The following is a 19074-nucleotide window of genomic DNA, read 5'->3' on the forward strand; positions in this document are numbered from 1 at the left end:
GTCCACGATCAGACTGAAACGCCGTCCACGATCACGCTGAAATCCCGTCCACGATCAGCCTGAAATGCCGTCCACGATGGGCTGAAATACGCACTGTGGACTTACACCACGTCGCGGGACGCGACCTCTGCCGGCCGCCGTACCGCTCATGCGTCCGTGTCCAGTCCGCGCCGGGCGCTTCCTCGTGCGCCCACGACCAGCCTGCATCGAGCGCCTTCTCCTTCTGATAGCTCACAGCGCTCACAAGGAAACGCAGGGCCGCCCCAAGTTTCCATGACCCCACGGCGGGGATCGGCGAGCCGACCCTGTGGGCGCTCATAGACGGCATGCCCTGCGGTGAGAAATCGCGCAGACATCCTTTGAATCGGGGGGTCCGCTTGAGCCGGGGATGGCTGTGTTATTTCCGATTGGCAACAATTCGACAAACCAACCGAGAAGCTCGGATTTGTCGACAAAAGTGCGAAAAAATTCACATCGACCTGACCGCCTGGCAGCGCAGAATTCACGCAAACACAGGGAGTCCGTGCCCGGTCTTGGTGTGCTGATGGACGGTCTGTCGTGATAACCCATTGCCCAGAGTGAAAAATGTTCAAGATCTTTAATCTCTATATTCCTGCAAAAATGACGCTGGAATTGCTGGTCGATCTGGCAATTTCCATTCTGTCGTTTGCTCTCGCGACCTGGTCTGTTTATATGATGACCGAAGGCAAGCAGGATTTATCGTATTGGGCACAGCAAGGGTTTTACCCACTGATTCTGTATACTGGATTGACGGTGTTGCTTTATACCGCCCTTGGCGTTTACCGCATCGACGCGGAAAACAGCTTGCGCAGCTTTCTGGTGCGCACCACGGTTGCATTTGGCTTTGTCTTCTTCCCGGTTTATTGGTACACGCTGATGTTCACCGAAGCGGGCAGTTCATTCCGAGTACTGGTGTTTACCTATCTTTTTCAAATGGCGCTTCTGATTCTTATCCGCTTCATCTTTCTGCGGCAGACGGCGCTTTCCGGCATGACGCGGCGTATTCTGATCGTCGGAAATGGGCGAGAGGCTCAGGCGCTTTCACGCCAGATCATGGAACACCACGGGTCTTCCTATACCATCGTCGGTTTTTATCCCACGCAGCATGATGACCAGGCCCCGGTTCGACTCGCTGGTCAGGTCTTTGATGAAAATATTCCTCTCGAACAAGTCGTGCTCGACACGCGGGTGGACGAAATCATCGTGGCTGTGCGTGAACACCGGGGCGGCGTACTCCCGATCCGGCAATTGCTCGAAGCCCGCATTCTCGGCACGCCGGTACACAATCTGCCCACGTTTTACGAGCGTCTCAAGGGTGAAGTACCGCTAGAGAGCATGAAGGCAAGCTGGCTGATTTATGGTGGGGGCTTTACTCAAGGCCATCTCCGAGCGTGGGCCAAGCGTCTTTTCGATATGGTGAGCGCAAGTGTTCTGTTGCTGGTGCTGTGGCCTATCATGCTGCTGGCCGCATTGTTCATCAAATTGGAAGACAAGGGCCCGGTTTTCTTCCAGCAGCAGCGCGTCGGTCTTTTTGGAAGGCCATTTTATTGCCTCAAATTTCGCAGCATGCGCACCGATGCAGAAAAAGACGGCGTGGCGCGTTGGGCGAGCACGAATGACAGTCGCATTACCCGGGTCGGAGCTTTCATTCGCAAGACCCGCATAGACGAATTGCCCCAGTTGATCAATGTCTTGCGTGGAGAAATGAGCATGGTCGGGCCGCGCCCGGAGCGCCCGACTTTTGTGGATATGCTCGAAAAGGACATCCCCTTCTACGCCATTCGCCATAGCGTCAAGCCGGGTGTCACAGGGTGGGCACAGGTGCGTTATACCTACGGCGCCTCGGTAGAGGATGCGAAGAGGAAATTGCAGTTCGATCTTTACTATGTCAAAAACAATAGTGTATTTCTGGATTTATTCATTTTGTTCGAGACTGTGCGCGTGGTGATTTTTGGTGAAGGCGCTAGATAATTTAACTTTAGAAAGAAAGCGATGACAGTTGTTGCTGTAGTTGGATTGGGATATGTCGGTCTTCCTTTGGCCGTCGAGTTTGGGAAAAAATATCGCACCATCGGTTTCGATCTTTCAGTCGAGAAAATATCTGCTTATTGCAGGCATATCGACCCGACGGGAGAGGTCAGTCAAGAAAGTCTCAAACAGGCGACCTTGTTCGAACCGACGACCGACGCCTCGAAGCTCAAGGAGGCCGATTTTGTGATCGTCGCCGTGCCGACTCCGGTTGACGATGCGCACAACCCAGACTTCAGCCCACTCGTCGGCGCCAGCACTTCGGTGGGCAAAAATCTCAGACCCGGGGCGATCGTGGTCTATGAGTCGACGGTTTATCCAGGCGCCACGGAAGAAATCTGTGTGCCGATTCTTGAAAAACACTCTGGTTTGAAGTGGATGCGGGACTTCTTTGTTGGTTATTCGCCCGAGCGGATCAACCCAGGCGACAAGGAGCACACCTTGACTCGCATCGTCAAGGTCGTTTCTGGCGATACCCCGGAAACGCTGGAAACCGTCGCTACCGTTTATGGCTCTATCATTACTGCCGGGGTGTACCGCGCCGAGAGCATCAAGGTGGCCGAAGCGGCGAAAGTGATCGAAAACACGCAGCGCGATCTGAATATTGCGCTGATGAATGAACTCTCCCTCATCTTTCATCGCATCGGCATCGATACCTTGGCGGTACTCAAGGCGGCGGGCACCAAGTGGAATTTCCTGCCGTTCCGCCCGGGTCTGGTCGGCGGGCATTGCATCGGTGTCGATCCGTATTACCTGACGCACAAGGCCGATATGCTCGGCTACCACCCGCAGGTGATTCTGGCAGGGCGTCGCATCAATGACGGCATGGGCAAATACATCGCCGAACAGACGATCAAGCAAATGAGTCTGGCGGGCCTGCCGATCAAGGGGAGCGACGTCATCGTTCTCGGCTTGACCTTCAAGGAAAACTGTCCCGATCTGCGCAATTCCAAAGTGATCGACGTGATCCGTGAATTGGCGTCTTATGGGGTAAACGTCATCGTGCATGACCCGATTGCAAACCCGGACGAGGCGGTGCACGAATATGGCGTCACGCTGACGCCTTGGGCCGAATTGCCGCGCGCGCGAGCCGTCGTGTCGGCCGTGGCGCATCAAGCCTATAAAGACATGTCGGTCGCCGAAGTCCTTGAGAAACTGCAGCCGTCCGGTATTTTCATGGACGTCAAGTGTCAATACGACGCGGCCGAGCTTCAATCGCATGGCGCGCAAGTCTGGAGACTTTGACCCGCCATGTCGATCGAGCCATTGTTGTCTTCAAAGTCCCGGCGCTGGCTGGTCACCGGCAGCGCCGGATTCATCGGTTCTCACTTGATCCAGACGCTTCTGACGCAGGGTCAGAGCGTGGTCAGTCTGGACAATTTTTCAACCGGCCATCGATCCAACCTGGACGAGGTGCGGCGCCTCGTCGGCGAGGAGGCCTGGAAGCGGCACACCTTCATCGAGGGCGATATCGTCGATCCGCAGACCTGTCAGCAGGCCTGTCAGGGGGTGGATATCGTGTTGCACGAGGCGGCTTTGGGGTCGGTGCCGCGTTCGATCGAAAACCCGCTGGCGACCCATGCGGTCAATGCCACCGGTTTTTTGAACATGTTGGTTGCCGCGCGCGACGCGGGGGTGAGCCGCTTCGTCTACGCGGCTTCGAGTTCCACTTATGGCGACCACCCCGGTCTGCCCAAGGTCGAAGACCTCATCGGCAAGCCGTTGTCGCCCTATGCGGTGACCAAATATCTCAACGAACTCTACGCCGATGTGTTCGGGCGGGTTTATGGCCTGCAGTCCATCGGGCTGCGCTATTTCAATGTGTTCGGCACCCGCCAAGACCCTAACGGGCCGTATGCCGCGGTGATTCCCAATTGGGCCAAGGCCATCCGCAGCAATCAGCCTTGTTTCATCAACGGCGACGGCGAAACCACGCGCGACTTCTGTTATGTCGACAATGTGGTGCAGGCCAATGTGCTGGCAGGCTTGAGCGCCAACCCCGAAGCGGTGGGTCAGGTCTACAACGTGGCGTTTGGCGAGCAGACCAGCCTGAACACCCTGCACCAGTTGTTGAGCGAGCAAATCATGGCGCTCGATTCGAGCGTGAAATTCACCCCTCCGGTCTACCGCGACTTTCGCAAGGGGGACGTGCGCCACTCGCTGGCGGATATCGGCAAGGCGAAGCGCCTCCTGGGTTACAGCCCCGATTTCAGCGTGCGGGCGGGTTTGAAAATCGCGATGCCCTGGTACGTCGGCAAGGCGTGAGCGCCTGATTGCCCGGCTGTCCGCTGGTAAGGCGGGCGGCCGATCGATTTCGGGCTAGCTGGGGCAAAGACTGTCCTCAGACCGTCGACGGGGAGGCGTCGAGTGTGGGGTAGTCGGTGTAACCGGCTTCGCCGCCGCCATAGAAGGTGGCGGGATTGGGTTCGTTCAGCGGGGCGCCCTGCTGGAACCGTGCCACCAGATCCGGGTTGGCGATGAAGGGGCGGCCAAAGGCCACTGCATCGGCCAGCCCGGAGGCCAGACGCGCCTCGGCGGATTCGCGGGTGTAGTTGCCGCAGACGATGATGCGGCCCGCATAGGCGGCGTGCAGCTTTTGGCGGAAGTCATCGCTCAAGGCCGGGCCGCCCGCCCAGTCGGGCTCGGCAATGTGGATGTAGGCGATGCCGCGGCGGTCGAATTCCTGCGTCAGATAGAGGTGGATCTCCTCGGTCTGCGCGTCCTGGATGTCGTGACGGTTGAAATGCGGTGAGATGCGCACCCCCACGCGATCGGCCCCGGCTGCGGCGATCAGGGCGTCGACGGCTTCGAGCACGATGCGGGCGCGGTTTTCCAGGCTGCCGCCGTATTGATCGGTGCGCTGGTTGGTGTTCGTGGCCAAAAACTGTTGCAGCAGATAGCCGTTGGCGCTGTGCAGTTCCAGCATGTCGAAGCCCGCTGCCAGCGCGCGCTCGGCGGCGCGTCGGTAGTCGGCGATGATGCCTGGAATTTCAGCGGTTTCGAGCGCGCGCGGCATGTCGCAGGGCACGCGCCTGGGGCCTTCGGGCAGCACGACGAAGGCTTCGCCCGTCTCGCTGCGAATCGCGCTGGGCGCCACGGGTGCCTGGCCGTTTTCCTGCAGCAGATGGTGCGAGATGCGCCCAACATGCCAGAGTTGCAGGGCCATGCGGCCGCCTGCGGCATGTACCGCCTCGGTCACCTGCTTCCATCCGGCGACCTGTGCGTCGGTATGGATGCCTGGCGTGAAGGCATAGCCTTGCCCTTGACGCGAGATCTGCGTGGCCTCGCTGACGATCAGCCCCGCGCTGGCGCGCTGGGCGTAATAGCGCGCATTCATTTCGCCGGGAATGTCGCCCGGCTGCCTGGCGCGTGAGCGTGTGAGCGGCGCCATCACCATGCGGTTGGGAAGAGTCAGCGCGCCGAGTTGCAGGGGGGTGAAGAGATTGGGAGCAGTCATGTCGTTCCTTTTGTTGTTGCGGTGCGGCAATCGTAGGCAGCTTTTGCCTGATCTGCACGGTGGCGCAAAACGGATCGAGCGACTTCTGCTCAGCGCGAGTCGGCGGGGGCGTCTTGGTAGATCGGACTGTGCTCGGGCCGGGGGAGCCGGGCTTCTTACAGAGAGGGGTAACGCGCCTTGCGCGTCAGCCAGACCCGAGCAGAAAGCTGACGGCATCGCTCATTCAGCTACAAAAAACAAGATGATTCGTCTGTTGCATGAGTGTGACCGGGCCAAAGTGTGCCGGATCTGGAACGGAACGAGCGCGGCCGTTGGTGATGATCGGCACTGCCGAGGATCACCACAGCAACCCGATGAAAATCGCCCCGTCCGGGTTCGAGCGGGCGGACACTTCATTTTCACATGCTGCCCGAATCGCTGCGCCATATGCGCAACTGGAACCGCGACTGCCTCGATTTTGCGCAGCAGCAGGGCTGGCGCTCGCGCAATACGCCCATCATCATCGCGCTCTATTCCGACGTGCTGCAGTCGTTTCGGCTGACCGCGCGCGGCCAGCGACCGGGGTGGCAGCCACCGCCGCAAAATCGTTATGACCAGGCGGCGTTGTGACCGATTGAAACCGCAGGGAACAGCAAGGCGAGGCGCAGCTCCATCTTCCTTTGAACGGAGGATGAGGATGCTTGGAAGAGGCATTTTGTGCGGCGGGCTGCTGGCGCTGGCGTGTATTGGGCAGGCGCAGGCCGCCCCCGAAGTGAAGACCCCGCCCATCTGCCTGTCTCAGCCCCACAGCGCCGATTGCGCCGCGCAGACGCGGCACGCGCTCAATGACCGCATGTTCCATCTCTATCGCCTGGAACTGCAGAAGGTCATGGGCACCTACACCGAAAGGCGGCTCGTTCATGCGCAGAATCTGTGGCGGCGCTGGGCAAATGCGGAATGCCTGTTCCGCGACGGCCCGCCCGACCACGGCGGCGCAGAGTGGAACCAGCGCCAGGATGCCTGTCTGTCGGGCATGATCCGCACCCGCATCGCCCAGCTCGACGGCTTTCTGCACTGCTCCGGCGCCACTTGCCCGCCGCGATGAACCGCGTCAGGCAAAGTTCAGCGTGACATGGCAACATTCGCGAAAAACCCAAGGAGACTCCGCCATGTCCAATGCATCCAACCCGACCGAAGTCCTGCTGCACGAACGCGATGCGCGCGGCGTGGTCACCCTCACGCTCAATCGCCCGCAGGCGTTCAACGCCCTGTCCGAAACCCTGCTCGACGCGCTGCAGGCGCAGATCGACACCCTGATGGAAGACGACGCCGCCCGCGTGGTCATCCTGCGCGGCGCGGGTCGGGCCTTCTGCGCGGGACACGATCTCAAGGAAATGCGCGCCCAACCTTCGCAGGCGTATTACCAGGCGCTGTTTGCCCGTTGCGGCAAGGTCATGACCGGGTTGATGCGCCTGCCCCAGCCCGTCATCGCGCAGGTGCATGGCATCGCCACCGCCGCGGGTTGCCAGTTGGTCGCCAGTTGCGATCTGGCCGTGGCCAGCGCCGACGCGCGCTTTGCCGTCTCGGGCGTGAACTACGGGCTGTTCTGCTCCACGCCCGGCGTGGCGCTGGCGCGCAATGTGCCGCGCAAGCAGGCGATGGAAATGCTCCTGACCGGCGAGTTCATCGACGCCACCACGGCGCAGCAGCGCGCCCTCATCAACCGGGTGGCCCCCGTCGATGCGCTGGATGCCGAAGTGGAGCGCCTGGTCGCCAGCATTCTGAACAAGCCCGCCGCCGCCGTGCGCATGGGCAAGGCGCTGTTCTACCGCCAGGTCGAGACCGGCATCGACGCCGCCTACCAGCTCGCGGCGCAGACCATGACCTGCAATATGCTCGACGACTGCGCCCTCGAAGGCGTGCAGGCCTTCATCGAAAAACGCGAGCCGAGCTGGCGCGCGGCTTCAGGCGCCTGATGACGCGCCTGAGGTCTCGCCCGGCGCGGGCAGGCGCACGAGTTCGATGACGATGAGGGACAGGTTATCGCCGCGCCCGCCCGCGCGGGTGCGGGCCTTGTCGATCAGGTATTGGCAACATTCGCGCGGCTGCAGTTTGGAGACGGCGATCTCCAGATCCTGATCGCTGAAGTAGTGCCACACCCCATCGCTGCACAGCATGAGCACGTCGCCAGGCATCAGCGGGCTTTCTTCCACGGGCTTGATCGGCAGTTCGGACATGCCCAGGCTGCAGGTCAGCACATTGCTCATCGCGTGGTTGCGCGCCCGGGCTTCGGTGAGCTCGCCCTTGTCGACCAGGGTTTGCACATACGAGTCGTCTTTGGAGCGCTGCAGCAGTTGGCCGTCGCGGAAGACGTAAATGCGGCTGTCGCCCACATGCGTCCAGTAACAGCGGCCTTCGTCGGCATGGAACAGCGCGCAGGCGATGGTCGAATGCGGCTCCTGCTCGGTGGACAGGGCGGTGAGCCGGATCATGCTGTGGCTCTCCTGCACGATCTGCTGCAGCAGCGCGTGCGGGTCGTCGCTGTCGGGGTGATAGCGCTCGAACAGTTGCTGCGCGGTGAGCATGACCTGATCGGCCGCCTTGCGTCCGCCGCTCTTGCCGCCCATGCCGTCGGCAATCACCGCCAGCACGCAACCCTGCACGCGAGGGTGAGGAATGATGCGCAACTGATCCTGCTGGTAAGGCCGGTCGCCCTTGTGCAGACCGCTTGCCGCGCTCAGCCGCCAGCGGGCGCCCGCGCGGTGCTGCACCGGCTGGGGCAGGGGCGGCAATCGGGAAGGCGGGTAGTGATCGGCGGGATCCATAGAATCGGCGGCGATTCAATGCGGAAGGCGGATAGGGGTGAGCGGGTGAACGAACAAGCGAAGCTGCAAGTGCAGAACACCGATGATTCTAGGGGGCGTGCAGGTGCGTCTTCGTCAGGATTTGCGCCACGGGAATGCGCCCGTCGTTTGCATGTCGACTGAACCCGTGTCCCCCGCGCCCCAACCGCCCGCGCCCGCAACGGCCCTGGCCGAGCATTGCGATGCGCTGTTTTCTCCCGGCAGTCCACTGCAGGCGGAATTGCCGCAGTGGTCGGTGCGCGAGGGGCAGCGCGAGCTGGCGCTTGCCGTGGCGGGGGCCATCGAAGACCGCGCCATCCTCATGGCCGAAGCCGGCACGGGCACGGGCAAGACGCTGGCCTATCTCGTGCCCGCGCTGCTGCATGGCGGGCGCGTGATCATTTCCACCGCGACGCGCAATCTGCAGGATCAGCTCTACAACAAGGATTTGCCCGCCGCGCGCCGGGCGCTGGGCGCCGCGGTGAGCACCTGCGTGCTCAAGGGGCGCTCCAACTACGTCTGTCTCTACCGTCTGCAGCGGGCGGCGCAGTGGGTGCACGGTCGTCATGCCCATGCGCAGTTGCGCCGCATCGCGCAGTTCGCCAGAAGCGATGCGCGCGGCGATCTGTCGGCGCTGTCGGGGCTGGAAGAAAACTCCGCGCTCAATTTTCTCGTCACCTCCACCACCGACAACTGCCTGGGCGCCGACTGTCCCGATTACAAGGCCTGCTTCGTGATGAAGGCGCGACGCGAGGCGCTGGCCTGCGACGTGGTGATCATCAACCACCATCTGTTTTTCGCCGATCTGGCCTTGCGCGGCGAGGGCGTGGCCGAATTGCTGCCGACCGCCGACACCCTCATTCTCGACGAGGCGCACCAGCTCGCCGAGATCGGGGTGCAGTTTCTCGGCGCGCGCTGCGGCACGGCGCAGGTGGTCGATCTCAGTCGGGATGTGCTGGCGTGCGGGCTGCAACAGGCCAAGGGCCTGGCCGACTGGCAGACCTTGAGCGCTGCGCTGGAGCGTGCGGCGCGCGATCTGCGTCTGGCCGCGCCGCAAAACCCCGGGCGCCTGAGCCAGCCCCAGGTGCTCGATCTGCCCGGCTGGGACGTGGCCCTGCACGACCTCCAGGCGCAATTGGCGCATACCGCTGAGGTGCTGTCGGCGCATGTCGAGGCAGCGGCTGAATTCGAGCGACTGACAGATCGCTGCACCGCGCTGCATCAGGCCTTTTCAGACTGGCAGGCGGCGCCTGACCGCGAGCAGAGCGAGCAACCCCCGCAGGTGCGCTGGGCCGACGTGGGCGGCGCGCATCTGCGGCTGCAGTCCGCGCCCCTGTCCATCGCGCCGGCGTTTGCCGCGCTGCTGGCGCAGCGCAGTCAGGCCTGGATTTTCACCTCGGCGACCCTGAGCGTGGGCGGCAACTTTCGCCATGCCCGCGCCGCGCTGGGGCTGACGCCGGAGCAGGGCGGCTGTGCGCCGGTCGAAGGCGGGGTGGCGCCGCGTTGCCGCGAATTGCGCGTGGCCAGCCCGTTCGACTATGCCGGGCAGGGGCGGCTGCTGGTGCCGCAAGACCTGCCGCTGCCCAACCAGCCGGGACATTCGGAATCGGTGGGGGCGCTTGCCGCTGAACTCGCCTCGGGCAACGTCGGCGGCACCCTGGTGCTGACGACCACTCTGCGCGCGGCCAGGCTCATTGCGCAAACCCTGCGCGCGCTATTGCCCGACCGGGCGGTGCTGGAACAGTTCGATGAATCGAAGGCGGCTCTGCTGGCGCGCTTTGCCAGCACCTCGCAGGCGGTCTTGGTGGGCAGTCAGAGCTTTTGGGAGGGCGTCGATCTGCCCGGCGACCGGCTGACCCTGGTGATCATCGACAAACTGCCGTTCGCCCCGCCCGACGACCCGCTCACCGCCGCGCGGCTCAAGCAGATCGAGGCCGAGGGACGCAGCGGCTTTGCCGACTACAGCATGCCGCAGGCGGCACTCTCGCTGCAGCAAGGCGCGGGTCGGCTGATCCGCACCGAAAGCGATCGCGGGGTGCTGGTGGTGTGCGACCGGCGCCTGACGGCAACGGGCTGGGGGCGGCAACTTCTGGCGAGTCTGCCACCCTTCACGCGCTTGACCCAGACCGCAGAGGCGCAGGCGTTTTTGCGACAGGCCGATTGAACCCAGATTGTCCATTAGGCGGGGCTTTGCCCCTACACGGTTGCTGGCGGTCGGTTTGGGGTGTCTTTGCCCCGGCGCTTCGCGCCCATAGCTTGGGCTATGGGCTTGTCGCGCCGGGCCCAATCCATCCCCAAACCGCCACGCCATCATCCCGTGTCCTAATGAACAATCTGGGTTGAATGCGACAGAAGCCGCTGCGGCACGCCGCAAATCCGCTGAAAAGACGATTTACCAGAGCTTCCAGAACGAGTCGTCGCGCCTGGGCAGACCTTCGGTGAGATAGGTGCTGTGCGGGTAGTTCAGCTTGAGCACGCGCTCGGCGTCGTCGCGCAACTGGGTCAGTCCCAGTTTGCCGTAGGCATCGACCAGAATGGCCAGGGCGAGCTGATTGGCCGGCGCGTCCTGATAGTGCTCGATGGCGCGCTGCGCGCGGTCAGCCGCGGCCACATAGGCCCCGCGACGGTAATAGAACAGCGCGACGTGGGTCTCATACTCGGCCAGCGAGTTGACGATGTAGCGCATGCGCTGGCGGGCGTCGGGCGCGTACTTGCTGTCGGGGAAGCGGGTGACGAGTTCCTTGAAGGCCTCGAAAGACTGCCTGGCCGCCGCCTGATCGCGTTCGTACAGCTTCTGATCCGACAGGAAGGAGAACCAGCCCTGATCGGTGTTGAAGTTGATCAGGCCCTTCAGATAGAGCGCATAGTCGGCGTAGGGGTTGTTGGGATAGAGCTTGAGAAAGCGATCGACCGCGGCCAGGGCCTGCGCGCGTTCGCCCTGCTTGTAATTGCCATAGGCGATTTCCAGCAGTGACTGCTGGGCGTAGAGCCCGTAGGGATAGCGCGACTCCAGCTTTTCATACAGCTTCACCGCCTTGTCGGTGTTGCCGCTGCTCATCTCGTCCTTGGCCTCTGCATACAATTTGGCCGACGACCAGCCCAGGGTTTCGTCTTTCGGCGGCGCTGAGGCGCAGCCGGCAAGGCCAGGCAGCACGACGCTCAGCACGACTGCCGCCGCAGCGCCCGACAACCGCAGCGTCCAGAGACGGTACAACGCAACACGCATATCAATCGCCCAGGGTGGTGTAAAGCGCACAGATTATAGGGAGCCTCTTTGGGGGCCTCGATTCCCCCTCATGACCGATTTCTCCCCAACTCCCTCCCAGGCACAGGTCGACGACGATCTCGACGAAGACCTCACGGCTGCCCAGCCGCTGCTGCTCGAAGCCGTCGTGCCCGAGGCCGCCGCCGGGCAGCGTCTGGACAAGGTGCTTGCCGCGCAGTTCCCGCAGTATTCCCGCAGCCGCCTGCAGCAATGGTGCGAGGCCGGGTTGGTGCGCATGGGCGCGCAGGTGGCGGGGGTGCGCGACAAGGCCCGCGCGGGCGAAACCCTGCGCATCAGCGTGCCCGTCTTGCCCGAGGACACAGCCTTCGCCCCCGAAGACGTGCCGCTGAACGTGGTGTTCGAAGACGCCGATCTGGCCGTGCTCGACAAACCGGCGGGGCTGGTGGTGCATCCGGCCGCGGGCAACTGGAGCGGCACCCTGCTCAACGGCTTGCTGGCTCGCTATCCCGAGACCGCCGGGCTGCCGCGCGCGGGCATCGTCCATCGTCTCGACAAAGACACCAGCGGGCTGATGGTCACGGCGCGCACGCTGCAGGCGCAGACCGAACTGGTGCGCAGGCTGCAGGCGCGCACCATCCACCGCCAATACCTCGCGCTGGCCTGGGGATCGGTCGATCGCGCGTTCAGCGTGGATGCGCCCATCGGCCGTCATCCGCGCGACCGCCTGCGCATGGCCGTGGTGCACGGTGGCAAACCGGCCCGCACCGACTTCACCCCGCTGGCCGAACTCGACACCCGCTGGGGGCCGCTGACGGCGCTGCGCTGCAAGCTGCACAGCGGGCGCACGCATCAGATTCGCGTGCATCTGCAATTTGCCAAGCTCGAACTGGCGGCCGACCCGGTCTATGGCGGGCGCCTGCGCCCCGATCTGCCGCTGGGCCGCCAGGCGCTGCATGCCGCGCGGCTGGGGTTTGCTCATCCCGCCAGCGACAAGCCGCTGGATTTCATCGCTCCCGTTCCCGTGGACATCGCCCGTTTCTGGGAGGCTTGCGGCGGTGAGTCGAAAGAGATCGATCCGCAGCGCTGGTGAGACCCCGGATCAACTCATGCGCGCTTGGCGGACGAACTCTTCAAAGTGCAGTCCGGGCTTTTGTTGCCAAGCCTGAAGATAGGCCGCGTTGAGCCGCCGCTTGCGTTGCAGACAGACGGCCAGGGCCGAAGATCGCTCGGCAGACGATAGACGCGACAACATTTGCACATACGCGCGCTCGGCCCGGTGACTGGCCGCGGGCATGTGATGCGTGGCCGAATCGGGGCGGATGCGATAGTGCATCAACGGCTGGGGGTGCACGAACAGGCCGCCGGCGTTGACCACGGCGGCGTGGTTGAATAACAGGTCTTCGGCGAAGTCGAGGTCTTCGTCCCATGTGTGGGTGATGCAATCGCGGCGATACACCGGGCAGAATCCGCCGTCGATCAGCAGACTCTCCTGTGGTGTGAGGTGCCCGTGCACGGGCAATACCGGCGTCAGCTTCGGCAGATCCGCAGCACCGAGGGGGGTGATCGCCATGCGGCATACCGCAGCGCCGTGGGTGGCGGCCATGGGCAGCAAAGTGGCCGCGCGCTCGGGCAGCCAGACATCGTCGGCATCGAGAAACGAGATGAAATCGCCGCCGGCGCGATGCAGTCCGGCATTGCGCGCGGCCGATGGCCCGGCTGCGATGCGTCCTGTCGTGGTGCAAAGGCACTCCAGCGCTTGTCGGCGGGTCGGGGTGAAGTGGCGGGCATAGTCGGTGCCGTCATCTGAGACGACGATGACTTCGATGACGAGGCCGTCTGGCCGGTGCTGCGCAGCCAGTGAATCCAGCGCATCGCCGATGAAGGCATGCGACCGATGGGCGGGAATGATGACGGAAAGTCGCATCGCAGGGAAGAACACTCGGCACGAGGTGTAGGCTTTCACTATAAATTGCGGGCAGCCGGCACACAGGCTGCGAGCTTTGCCGATCGCAGCATCTGGATACCTCCCTTACCTTTTTCCGGCGCAAACTTGCCGCGCATTGTGCCCGCTATGCCGCTCACGCCCGTTCTGACGGATTTCATCCCCCCCCACCTCGTCGTCAACACGGCGCAGGCGCCTTGGCTGCAAGTCGTCTGGCCGGGCAACCCGCGAGTGCGCGCGGTGTTCACCAGTTGTGCCGGGGGCGTGAGCGTGGGGCCCTGCGCCTGCGGACAGGGCGCAGCAGGCGCAGGAATGAATCTGGGTAGTCATGTGGGCGACGACCCTGCCGCTGTGTCGCAGAACCGCCGCTTGCTGAGCGCAGCACTGGGCGGCGCCCAGCCCCGTTATTTGCGGCAGGTGCACGGTATCGAGGTGGCCGATCTCGACCCGATGAATGGCGAGATCCCGGAGCCGGATGCGGACGCCGCCTGCACCACGCGGCGCGGCGTTGCCGCCACGGTGCTGGTCGCCGACTGTCTGCCGGTGTTGTTCGCCGCACCGCAAGGCAGGGCGGTGGCGGCGGCGCATGCGGGGTGGCGCGGTCTGGCGGGCGGCGTGCTCGAAGCCTGTCTGCAGGCTGTTTGCGACCGTGCCGGGTGCGATCCAGCCGAGGTGCAGGCCGTGCTGGGCCCGGCCATCGGGCCTGAGGCCTTCGAAGTGGGCGACGAGGTGAGGGCGGCATTCGTCGGCCTTCATGCGCAAACGGCGGCGGCGTTCAAACCCGGAAAACCCGGCAAGTGGTGGGCTGATATCTGGCAACTTGCGCGCATCCGTCTGCAGGCCGCGGGCGTGTCGGCGCAAGGGATTGCAGGGGGCGGCCTTTGTACCTTTGTCCATGCGCAGCGGTTCTACTCTTACCGTCGCCAGGCCGTCACCGGGCGGCAGGCGGGGTGCATCTGGGTGGATTAGGTCCTGTTTGCGCATCGTACAAGCGCGGTTGACAGGGCATGCAGCCTGGTCAAGAATGCCGTGGCCTGCCGCTTTTGCGGATGGGCTTGCTCCCTCCCCGTCGTTTCAAATCCCATGGAACAAAGCACTTCGACCGGCCGCGCTGCGCCACCCTTTTTCCCGCGACAGACCGGCCCCTGGGCAGCCTGGGGCGAGCTGCAGCCGAAATGGGCCTCGCTGCTTGGAGGAGCCGCAAAAGCGCAGGCCGTGCAGATCGCGCCCGAACGCCTGCGTTCTCTGCAACAGCGTTACGTTGACGAGTTCCGTCAGTTGTGGAGCAGTCTGCTGCAAGCGCAGGCTTCGCCTGCTTCCATCCCGTCGGCAAGTGATCGGCGTTTCTCCCACGAGGCCTGGAGCGCGAACCGGATTTCGCGCTACACCGCCGCGCTCTACCTGCTGGGCGCACGCGCCTTGTTCGATCTGGCCGACAGCGTGCAGGCCGATGAACCGACGCGGCAGAAGCTGCGCTTCGCCGTGCAGCAATGGGTCGATGCGGCGGCGCCGTCCAACTTTCTCGCGCTCAATCCCGAGGCGATCGACAAGGCGGTGCGAACGCAGGGAGAGAGCCTGCGCGCCGGGGTGAACAACTGGCTGAAGGACCTGAAACAGGGGCGCCTGACCCAGACCGATGAATCGGTATTCGAGGTGGGGCGCAACGTGGCGACCACGGCGGGGCAGGTGGTGTTTGAAAACGCGCTGTTCCAGCTCATCGAATATGCGCCGCTGACCGAACAGGTGCATGCGCGGCCGCTGTTGTTCGTGCCGCCGATGATCAACAAGTATTACATCCTCGATCTGCAACCCGACAATTCCCTGGTGCGGTTTGCCGTGGAGCAGGGGCACCGTACCTTCGTCATGTCGTGGCGCAACCCGGACGCCAGCCTGGGTCATCTGACCTGGGACGATTATGTGCAGGATGGCGCGATCCGCGCGATGGAGGTGGTGCGCGACATCGCCGCCAAGCGCAGCGAAGGCACGATCAACACCCTGGGGTTTTGCGTCGGCGGCACCCTGCTGGCCAATGCGCTGGCGGTGCTGCAGGCGCGCGGCGAATCGTTCGCCCACAGCGCCACCCTGCTGACCACCATGGTCGATTTCAGCGATACCGGCATTCTGAGCGTTTATGTGGACGAAGCCTCGGTGTCCCTGCGCGAAGCCACGATAGGCAAGGGTGGGTTGATGACGGGGCGCGAGCTGGCCACGGCTTTCTCCAGCCTGCGCCCGAACGATCTGGTGTGGAATTACGTCGTCGGCAATTACCTCAAAGGTGAGACGCCGCCGCCTTTCGACCTGCTGTACTGGAATTCCGATTCGACCAACCTGCCGGGGCCGATGTTCGCCTGGTATCTGCGCAATACCTACCTCGAAAACAAGATGCGCCAGCCCGGCGCGCTGACCGTGGCCGGCGCGCCGCTCAATCTGCAGGCCGTCAAGCTGCCGACCTATGTGTATGCCTCGCGCGAAGACCACATCGTGCCGTGGCAGACGGCGTATCAGACCACGCAGATATTGGGTGGGCCGATGCGCTTCGTGCTGGGTGCTTCGGGACATATCGCGGGGGTCATCAACCCGGCCAAACGCAACAAGCGCAGCCACTGGACCTCGCCTTCCGGTCAGCGCAAGCTGCCCGCGCAGCCGCAGGCCTGGCTCGACGCCGCTACCGAACAGCCGGGAAGCTGGTGGAACGACTGGGCGCAATGGCTGGCCGGGCAGGCCGGGCCCGACATCGCGGCGCCGAAAAAACCCGGCAACGCTCGCTACAAGCCCATCGAACCCGCGCCGGGGCGCTATGTCAAGGTGCGGGCCTGATGAACTGCAAATGATCTTTTTCAAACGAAGGAGCTTTGGTCATGACTGATATCGTCATCGTGTCCGCCGTGCGCACGGCGGTGGGGAAATTCGGCGGTTCGCTCGCGAAAGTGCCGGCGGTCGATCTGGGCGCGCTGGTCATCAAGGAGGCGATCGCGCGCGCCAGGCTGGAGCCGGGGCAGGTGTCCGAGGTGATCTTCGGGCAGGTGCTGCAGGCGGGCATCGGGCAGAACGGCGCGCGGCAGGCCAGCATCAAGGCGGGCCTGCCCGATACGGTGCCGGCGATGACCGTCAACAAGGTCTGCGGCTCGGGACTGAAGTCGGTGATGCTGGCGGCGCAGGCCATCCGTGAGGGCGATGCCGACATCGTGGTGGCGGGCGGGCAGGAGAATATGAGCGCCGCGCCGCATGTGCTGCCGGGTTCGCGCGACGGCCAGCGCATGGGCGACTGGAAACTGATCGACAGCATGATCGTCGACGGACTGTGGGATGCGTTCAATCAGTACCACATGGGCATCACCGCTGAAAACGTGGCGAGAAAATACGGCATCACCCGCGAAATGCAGGACGCCTTCGCCGCTACCAGCCAGAACAAGGCCGAGGCGGCACAAAAATCGGGGCGCTTCGACGATGAAATCGTGCCCGTGATGCTGCCGCAGAAAAAAGGCGACCCCGTTGCCTTCGCCACAGACGAGTTCGTGCGGCACGGCGTGACGGCGGAAAGCCTGGCCGCGCTGCGTCCGGCGTTCGACAAGAGCGGCACGGTGACGGCGGGCAATGCTTCGGGCATCAACGATGGGGCCGCGGCCGTGGTGGTCATGTCGGCCCAGCGCGCCTCCCAACTTGGCCTCAAGCCGCTGGCCGCCATCCGCGCCTACGCCAACGCCGCGCTCGATCCGGCCTATATGGGCATGGGGCCGGTGCCGTCGTCGACCCGCTGTCTGTCGCGCGCGGGCTGGACGCCGCAGGAACTCGACCTGATGGAAATCAACGAGGCATTTGCCGCGCAGGCCATCGCCGTGAATCAGCAGATGGGCTGGGACGCCGCCAAGGTCAATGTCAACGGCGGGGCCATCGCCATCGGCCACCCGATCGGCGCCAGCGGCTGCCGCATTCTGGTCACACTGCTGCACGAGATGAACAAGCGCGATGCGAAGAAAGGCCTGGCTTCGCTGTGCATCGGCGGCGGCATGGGCGTGGCCATGGCGCTGGAGCGTTGAACCTGCGCAGATTGATGAAGCCGAAACCAAAACGAGGAGTACGCAATGAGCAAAAAAGTAGCTTATGTCACGGGCGGCATGGGCGGCATCGGCACCGGGATCTGCAAACGACTGTGCGAGGCGGGACACAAGGTCATCGCGGGCTGCGGGCCCAACTCCAGCCGCAAGGAGAGCTGGCTGGAGACCATGCGCGCGCAGGGCTTCGATGTCTATGCCTCCGAGGGCAATGTGGCCGACTGGGATTCGACCCAGGCGGCGTTCCGGAAAGTGTTTGCCGAACATGGTCAAGTGGACATTCTGGTGAACAACGCCGGCATCACCCGCGACGCCGTGCTGCGCAAAATGACCTACGAAGACTGGGATCTGGTGCTGCGCACCAATCTGTATTCCATGTTCAATGTGACCAAGCAGGTGATCGACGGCATGGTCGAGCGGGGCTGGGGGCGCATCATCAACATCGCCTCGGTGAACGGCGAAAAAGGCCAGTTCGGCCAGACGAATTACGCCGCGGCGAAGGCGGGCATGCACGGTTTCACCATGTCGCTGGCGCTGGAAGTTGCCTCCAAGGGGGTGACGGTCAATACGGTATCGCCGGGCTACATCCTGACCGATATGGTCAAGGCCATCCGGCAGGACGTGCTCGACAAGATCATCGCCTCGATTCCGGTCAAGCGTCTGGGTACACCGGAAGAAATCGCCTCCATCGTGACCTGGCTGGCGAGCGAGGACGCCGGGTTCACGACCGGCGCCGAATTCAGTTGCAACGGCGGGCTGCATATGAGCTGAGGAAGTGCGCAATGCACAGCGGTGCGGACGAGTCTCGATATCCCTCGGTGGCAATCACCGGGGAGTATGGTTCAATCGGATGGTCATTGATCCGCTCATCTCCTCGTCGAGCGCTCATTGAACAGATCATTGAACAGCTCATTGAACAGCTCATTGAACAGATTCCACCGCCATGTCCAAGCCCGACACGCCTCAGCGCATCATCAAAAAATACCCCAATCGCCGCCTCTACGACAGCGAAGCGAGCGCCTACATCACCCTGAGCGATGTCAAGCAACTGGTGATGGACGCAGTGCGCTTTGTGGTGCAGGACGCCAAAACAGGCGAAGACCTCACCCGCAGCATTCTGCTGCAGATCATTCTGGAGGAGGAGAGCGGCGGCTTGCCCATGTTCAGCTCGGTGATGCTTGAACAGATCATCCGTTTCTACGGTCACGCCATGCAGGGGATGATGGGCAGCTATCTGGAAAAGAATGTGCAGGCCTTCATCGACATCCAGAACAAGCTCGCCGAACAATCGCGCGGAGTGTATGACAACGCGGCGCTCAACCCCGAGGCCTGGACGCAGTTTCTCAACGTGCAAAGCCCCATGCTGCAGAACATGTTGGGCAATTACCTCGAACAGAGCAAGAACCTGTACATGCAGATGCAGGAGCAGATGCAGGAGCAGGCCAGGCAGATGCTGGGCGCGTTCCAGCCGCCGCCAGCCAAGAAGTAGGCTGCAGCCTGTTGCCATGTCGACCGAGGGCCAAGCC

Annotated in this window: 17 protein-coding genes; 13 read left to right on the plus strand and 4 right to left on the minus strand. The window is 63.3% G+C overall.

What is annotated here, in order from left to right; translation table 11 throughout:
• The first annotated feature begins 585 nt into the window (after positions 1-585).
• From RBR52_RS10740 to RBR52_RS10750, 3 genes are read left to right on the plus strand one after another with little or no spacing between them, the layout of a single operon-like run.
• Positions 586-1992 carry a TIGR03013 family XrtA/PEP-CTERM system glycosyltransferase gene (locus RBR52_RS10740; protein ID WP_320377213.1) on the plus strand — a complete coding sequence of 469 codons (1407 nt, stop codon included), beginning with the start codon at positions 586-588 and terminating at the stop codon, positions 1990-1992.
• A gap of 21 nt (positions 1993-2013) precedes the next feature.
• Positions 2014-3294, plus strand: coding sequence for a nucleotide sugar dehydrogenase (locus RBR52_RS10745; RefSeq protein WP_320377215.1), 1281 nt, complete (start codon positions 2014-2016; stop codon positions 3292-3294).
• Positions 3295-3300: 6 nt separating this feature from the next.
• Positions 3301-4314 (plus strand): SDR family oxidoreductase, encoded by a 1014-nt coding sequence (locus RBR52_RS10750; protein WP_320377217.1) that lies wholly within the window; start codon positions 3301-3303, stop codon positions 4312-4314.
• A gap of 76 nt (positions 4315-4390) precedes the next feature.
• On the opposite strand, the gene RBR52_RS10755 is transcribed toward RBR52_RS10750, so the two are convergent.
• On the minus strand, positions 4391-5506 hold the full coding sequence (locus RBR52_RS10755; protein ID WP_320377219.1) for an alkene reductase: 1116 nt from the start codon (positions 5504-5506) through the stop codon (positions 4391-4393).
• Between the two features lie 402 nt (positions 5507-5908).
• Here RBR52_RS10755 and RBR52_RS10760 point away from each other — a divergent pair, with 402 nt between their 5' ends.
• The 3 genes from RBR52_RS10760 (at position 5909) to RBR52_RS10770 (ending at position 7461) form a co-directional block, all read left to right on the plus strand.
• Entirely contained in the window at positions 5909-6115 is a 207-nt protein-coding gene (locus RBR52_RS10760; protein WP_320377223.1) for a hypothetical protein, read from the plus strand.
• 67 nt (positions 6116-6182) lie between these two features.
• Positions 6183-6590 carry a lysozyme inhibitor LprI family protein gene (locus tag RBR52_RS10765; RefSeq protein ID WP_320377225.1) on the plus strand — a complete coding sequence of 136 codons (408 nt, stop codon included), beginning with the start codon at positions 6183-6185 and terminating at the stop codon, positions 6588-6590.
• A 64-nt stretch (positions 6591-6654) separates the two neighbouring features.
• A complete protein-coding gene (locus RBR52_RS10770; RefSeq protein WP_320377227.1) occupies positions 6655-7461 on the plus strand; it encodes an enoyl-CoA hydratase in 807 nt (268 codons plus the stop codon).
• Here the strand turns inward: RBR52_RS10770 and RBR52_RS10775 are convergent.
• Complete coding sequence (locus tag RBR52_RS10775) at positions 7450-8310, minus strand: PP2C family protein-serine/threonine phosphatase (RefSeq protein ID WP_320377229.1); 861 nt, start codon at positions 8308-8310, stop codon at positions 7450-7452. The genes RBR52_RS10770 and RBR52_RS10775 overlap by 12 nt on opposite strands.
• Positions 8311-8476: 166 nt before the next feature.
• Between RBR52_RS10775 and RBR52_RS10780 the strand changes: the two genes are divergently transcribed.
• Positions 8477-10492: an ATP-dependent DNA helicase gene (locus tag RBR52_RS10780; RefSeq protein ID WP_320377231.1), complete on the plus strand. Its 2016-nt coding sequence runs from the start codon at positions 8477-8479 to the stop codon at positions 10490-10492.
• A gap of 228 nt (positions 10493-10720) precedes the next feature.
• Here RBR52_RS10780 and RBR52_RS10785 read toward each other — a convergent pair whose 3' ends face one another.
• On the minus strand, positions 10721-11554 hold the full coding sequence (locus RBR52_RS10785) for an outer membrane protein assembly factor BamD (RefSeq protein WP_320377233.1): 834 nt from the start codon (positions 11552-11554) through the stop codon (positions 10721-10723).
• Between the two features lie 70 nt (positions 11555-11624).
• Here RBR52_RS10785 and RBR52_RS10790 point away from each other — a divergent pair, with 70 nt between their 5' ends.
• The gene (locus tag RBR52_RS10790) at positions 11625-12644 is read left to right on the plus strand and encodes an RluA family pseudouridine synthase (protein ID WP_320377235.1); all 1020 of its coding nucleotides are present in this window, start codon (positions 11625-11627) and stop codon (positions 12642-12644) included.
• Between the two features lie 9 nt (positions 12645-12653).
• On the opposite strand, the gene RBR52_RS10795 is transcribed toward RBR52_RS10790, so the two are convergent.
• Positions 12654-13478 (minus strand): glycosyltransferase family 2 protein, encoded by an 825-nt coding sequence (locus RBR52_RS10795; protein ID WP_320377237.1) that lies wholly within the window; start codon positions 13476-13478, stop codon positions 12654-12656.
• A 147-nt stretch (positions 13479-13625) separates the two neighbouring features.
• On the opposite strand from RBR52_RS10795, the gene pgeF reads away from it, so the two are divergent.
• From pgeF to phaR, 5 genes are all read left to right on the plus strand, one after another.
• Entirely contained in the window at positions 13626-14465 is an 840-nt protein-coding gene (gene pgeF / locus RBR52_RS10800) for a peptidoglycan editing factor PgeF (protein ID WP_320377239.1), read from the plus strand.
• Positions 14466-14579: 114 nt separating this feature from the next.
• On the plus strand, positions 14580-16313 hold the full coding sequence (phaC, locus tag RBR52_RS10805) for a class I poly(R)-hydroxyalkanoic acid synthase (protein WP_320377241.1): 1734 nt from the start codon (positions 14580-14582) through the stop codon (positions 16311-16313).
• Between the two features lie 41 nt (positions 16314-16354).
• Positions 16355-17533, plus strand: coding sequence for an acetyl-CoA C-acetyltransferase (locus tag RBR52_RS10810; protein WP_320377243.1), 1179 nt, complete (start codon positions 16355-16357; stop codon positions 17531-17533).
• A gap of 45 nt (positions 17534-17578) precedes the next feature.
• On the plus strand, positions 17579-18319 hold the full coding sequence (phbB, locus tag RBR52_RS10815; RefSeq protein WP_320377245.1) for an acetoacetyl-CoA reductase: 741 nt from the start codon (positions 17579-17581) through the stop codon (positions 18317-18319).
• A 172-nt stretch (positions 18320-18491) separates the two neighbouring features.
• Positions 18492-19037, plus strand: coding sequence for a polyhydroxyalkanoate synthesis repressor PhaR (gene phaR, locus RBR52_RS10820; RefSeq protein ID WP_320377247.1), 546 nt, complete (start codon positions 18492-18494; stop codon positions 19035-19037).
• Positions 19038-19074: the final 37 nt, after the last annotated feature.

Origin of the sequence: Thiomonas sp. (assembly GCF_034007205.1) — a bacterium.
GTDB lineage: Bacteria > Pseudomonadota > Gammaproteobacteria > Burkholderiales > Burkholderiaceae_C > Thiomonas.

Excerpts from the sequence above, each read along its gene's own strand:
- RBR52_RS10760 (WP_320377223.1), top strand. The coding sequence starts at position 5,909 with ATGCTGCCCGAATCGCTGCGCCATATGCGCAACTGGAACCGCGACTGC.
- RBR52_RS10795 (WP_320377237.1), bottom strand. The coding sequence starts at position 13,478 with ATGCGACTTTCCGTCATCATTCCCGCCCATCGGTCGCATGCCTTCATC.
- RBR52_RS10755 (WP_320377219.1), bottom strand. The coding sequence starts at position 5,506 with ATGACTGCTCCCAATCTCTTCACCCCCCTGCAACTCGGCGCGCTGACT.
- RBR52_RS10740 (WP_320377213.1), top strand. The coding sequence starts at position 586 with ATGTTCAAGATCTTTAATCTCTATATTCCTGCAAAAATGACGCTGGAA.
- RBR52_RS10775 (WP_320377229.1), bottom strand. The coding sequence starts at position 8,310 with ATGGATCCCGCCGATCACTACCCGCCTTCCCGATTGCCGCCCCTGCCC.
- RBR52_RS10770 (WP_320377227.1), top strand. The coding sequence starts at position 6,655 with ATGTCCAATGCATCCAACCCGACCGAAGTCCTGCTGCACGAACGCGAT.
- RBR52_RS10750 (WP_320377217.1), top strand. The coding sequence starts at position 3,301 with ATGTCGATCGAGCCATTGTTGTCTTCAAAGTCCCGGCGCTGGCTGGTC.
- RBR52_RS10745 (WP_320377215.1), top strand. The coding sequence starts at position 2,014 with ATGACAGTTGTTGCTGTAGTTGGATTGGGATATGTCGGTCTTCCTTTG.
- RBR52_RS10790 (WP_320377235.1), top strand. The coding sequence starts at position 11,625 with ATGACCGATTTCTCCCCAACTCCCTCCCAGGCACAGGTCGACGACGAT.
- phaC (WP_320377241.1), top strand. The coding sequence starts at position 14,580 with ATGGAACAAAGCACTTCGACCGGCCGCGCTGCGCCACCCTTTTTCCCG.
- phbB (WP_320377245.1), top strand. The coding sequence starts at position 17,579 with ATGAGCAAAAAAGTAGCTTATGTCACGGGCGGCATGGGCGGCATCGGC.
- phaR (WP_320377247.1), top strand. The coding sequence starts at position 18,492 with ATGTCCAAGCCCGACACGCCTCAGCGCATCATCAAAAAATACCCCAAT.
- pgeF (WP_320377239.1), top strand. The coding sequence starts at position 13,626 with ATGCCGCTCACGCCCGTTCTGACGGATTTCATCCCCCCCCACCTCGTC.
- RBR52_RS10785 (WP_320377233.1), bottom strand. The coding sequence starts at position 11,554 with ATGCGTGTTGCGTTGTACCGTCTCTGGACGCTGCGGTTGTCGGGCGCT.
- RBR52_RS10810 (WP_320377243.1), top strand. The coding sequence starts at position 16,355 with ATGACTGATATCGTCATCGTGTCCGCCGTGCGCACGGCGGTGGGGAAA.
- RBR52_RS10765 (WP_320377225.1), top strand. The coding sequence starts at position 6,183 with ATGCTTGGAAGAGGCATTTTGTGCGGCGGGCTGCTGGCGCTGGCGTGT.